We start from the raw sequence: 3,904 nt of genomic DNA on the forward strand, positions 1-3,904 counted from the left end.
CCATCCACTCGCGCGCGGACGAGGACCACCCCTGGACCCGTCACGCCACCGGCACCCTCACCAACACCACCCCCCACACCCCCGAAACCAACACCACCTGGCCCCCCGCCACCGCCACCCCCATCGACCTCACCGACACCTACCACCACCTCACCGAACGCGGCTACACCTACGGCCCCGCCTTCCAAGGCCTCACCAAAGCCTGGCGCGACACCGACAACACCCTCCACGCCGAAATCACCCTCCCCACCGACCTCACCCCCGAAGGCCACACCCTCCACCCCGCCCTCCTCGACGCCACCCTCCACCCCCTCCTGATCGCCGGCATCGAGCGCGGCCTTCCGTTCACCTTCCGGGGTGTGACGCTGCACTCCGTCGGCGCCACCCGGCTCCGGCTCACGGCCCGCCCGTCCGACGACGGCACCGGAACCGTGCTGCGCCTCACCGATCCGACCGGCGCACCGGTCGCCGAGATCGACGCGCTGGTGATGCGCGAGGCCTCCGCCGGGCAGTTGCGCGACGCCGACCAGCGGCACCCGCTGTACACCGTCGCCTGGCAGCCCGCGGCCGCCGCGCTCGCCGAGGCGCCCGGCGGCCCCTGGGCCCTGATCGGCGATGCCGGAACGGCCGAGGCGCTCGCAGCCGTCCGGTACGAGGACGCAGCCGCCCTGCGCGCGGCCCTCGACGACGGGACGGCCGAGCCGCCCGAGGTCCTGGTGTACGCGCCGGGCCACCCCGGGGCGGACGGCACGGACGCCGGTGCCCTGTTCGAGGCGGCCCGCCGGGCCTCCCACGACGCTCTGACGACCGTCCAGGCGCTGCTCCAGGACGACCGGCTGGCCGAGACCCCGGTGCTGGTGCTGACCCGGCAGGCCGTGCCCGCCGGCGGCCCGACCGAGGCCGGGGTGCCGGCCGCGGCCCCGGTGTGGGGTCTGCTGCGGACCGTACAGTCGGAGTATCCGGGCCGGTTCACCCTGGTGGATCACGACGGCACGCCCGAGTCGCTGCGCGTCCTGCGCGCCGCTGCCGCCACCGGTGAGCCGCAGTCCGCGCTTCGGGCCGGTGTTCTCCAGGTGCCCCGGCTCGCCCGCGTCAACGCTCCGGCCGCGGCCGACTCCGGCCCGGTGCGGCTCGACCCCGAGGGCACGGTGCTGATCACGGGTGCCTTCGGACGGCTGGGTGCGCTGCTGGCCCGGCACCTGGTGACCGAGCACGGCGTCCGGCACCTCCTGCTCACCAGCCGCCGGGGCGCCGACGCCCCCGGCGCCGCCGAACTCATCACCGAACTCACCGACTCCGGCGCCGAGGTCCGGGCCGTCGCCTGCGACACCACCGACCGCGACGCCGTCGCCGCCCTCCTCACCGCCGTACCCACCGACCACCCCCTCACCGCCGTCATCCACACCGCCGGCGTCCTCGACGACGGCATCATCACCGCCCTCACCCCCGAACGCCTCGACACCGTCCTGCGTCCGAAGGTCCTGGCCGCGCTGCACCTCCACGAGCTGACAGCCGAACTCCCGCTGTCCGCCTTCGTCCTGTACTCCTCGGTCTCCGGTCTGATCGGCGCCGCCGGTCAGGCCAACTACGCCGCCGCCAACGCCTTCCTGGACGCCCTCGCCCACCACCGACACACCCTCGGCCTGCCAGCCACCTCCCTCGCCTGGGGCCTCTGGGGCCAGGGCGGCATGGGCGAGAAGCTCAGCGACGCCGACCTCGCGCGCATGGCCCGCGCGGGCGTCGCGGCGATGTCCGAGGACGAGGGGCTGGCGTTCCTCGACGCCACCCTCGGCCGCCCCGAGGCCCTGCTCGTCCCGGCCAGGCTCGACCTCGCCGCCGTCCGGGCGCGGTCCGACGCCGAATCCGTCCCGGCGCTGCTGCGCGGGCTGGTACGGACCGCCCCGCAGCGGGTCCGGGCCAGGGCCGCCCAGCCGGCGGGCAACGAGTTCGCCGAACGGCTGGCCGGACTGGACACGGCCGAACGCCTCGCCACCGCACTGGAGTTGGTTCGTGCGTCGGCGGCCTCCGTGCTCGGCCACAGCAGCGCGGACACGGTCGACGCCTCCGCCGGCTTCAAGGAGCTGGGCGTCGACTCGCTGAGCGCGGTCGAACTGCGCAACCGCATCAACTCGGCGACCGGGCTCCGGCTTTCGGCCACCCTGGTGTTCGACTACCCGACGCCCGGCGCCCTGGCCGAGCACCTGCAGGAGCAACTCGCCAAGGCCGCGGGCCTCGTCCAGGCACCCCGTCCGCGGACCACCCGAGCCGTCGGGTCCGGGACCGCCGACGACGCGGAGCCGATCGCCATCATCGGCATGGCCTGCCACTACCCGGGTGGCGTCACCACGCCCGAGGAACTGTGGCAGCTGGTCGACCAGGGCCGCGACGGGATCGGACCGTTCCCGTACGACCGCGGCTGGCCGGAAGACCTCCACGACCCGGACCCCGAGGCGGTCGGCAAGTCCATCACCGACCGGGGCGGATTCCTCTACCGAGCGGGCGAGTTCGACTCCGAGTTCTTCGGGATCAGCCCGCGCGAGGCCACCGCGATGGACCCGCAGCAGCGGCTGCTGCTGGAGACCGCCTGGGAGACCTTCGAGCGGGCCGGCATCGACCCGACCACCCTGCGCGGCAGCGACACCGGGGTCTTCGCCGGGGTGATGTACCACGACTACGCCCCGCCGGTGCAGCTCATGCCGAAGGAGCTGGAGGGCATCCTGCTGACCGGCAACACCGGCAGCGTCGTCTCCGGCCGGATCGCCTACAACTTCGGCCTCGAAGGCCCGGCAATCACGGTCGACACCGCCTGCTCCTCCTCGCTGGTCGCCCTGCACCTGGCCGCCCAGGCCCTGCGGGCCGGCGAGTGCTCGCTCGCCCTCGCGGGCGGCGCCACCGTCATGTCCACCCCGGGCACCTTCGTGGAGTTCAGCCGCCAGCGCGGGCTGTCCCCGGACGGGCGCTGCAAGGCGTTCTCCGACGAGGCGGACGGCACCGGCTGGAGCGAGGGCGTCGGCCTGCTGCTGGTCGAGCGCCTGTCGGACGCCCGCCGCAACGGCCACCCGGTGCTGGCGATCGTCCGGGGCACCGCCGTCAACCAGGACGGCGCCAGCAACGGCCTGACCGCGCCCAACGGCCCCAGCCAGGAACGCGTCATCCGGCAGGCCCTGGCGAACGCGCGGCTCGCACCGGAGGAGATCGACGCCGTCGAGGCTCACGGCACCGGCACCCGCCTCGGCGACCCCATCGAGGCCCAGGCGCTGCTGAACACCTACGGCGAGACACGCGATGCCGAACACCCGCTCTGGCTAGGTTCGTTGAAGTCCAACATCGGACACTCCCAGGCGGCGGCCGGCGTCGGTGGCGTGATCAAGATGGTCATGGCGATGCGGAACGGCGTCCTGCCGCGCACCCTGCACGCCGAGCAGCCGACCAGCCACGTCGACTGGTCCGACGGAACCGTCCGACTGCTCACCGAGGCACGGCCGTGGGACGTCGAGGACGACCGTCCCCGCCGGGCCGCCGTCTCCTCGTTCGGCATCAGCGGCACCAACGCCCACGTCATCCTCGAACAGCCCGCGGAGGCACCTCGCCCGACCGAGCCGACGGAACAGCCACCGCTGCTCCTAGCGGCGCGCACCACGCAGGCACTGCGCGAGCAGGCACGGCAGCTGACGGCCTTCCTGGCCCAACAGCCCGAGGCGGAGACCGCTTCCGTCGCCCGCAGCCTCGCCGCGCGCACCCGCTTCGACCACCGCGCCGTCGTCACCGCGACCGACCGCGAGGGCCTGCTCGCCGCACTGCGCGCGCTCGCCGAGGACACCGAAGCCCCCGGACTCGTCACCGGCACGGCCCGACCCGGCAAGACCGCGTTCCTGCTCACCGGACAGGGCAGCCAACGCCACGG

At 74.2% G+C, this 3,904-nt stretch carries 1 protein-coding gene; it reads left to right on the forward strand.

From position 1 onward, the window contains the following. Nucleotides 1-3,904 (forward strand): type I polyketide synthase (locus ACWDBE_RS39025; protein ID WP_449810355.1); only part of this gene is annotated, 3,904 nt, incomplete at both ends.

This window comes from Kitasatospora sp. NPDC001132, from assembly GCF_053598415.1.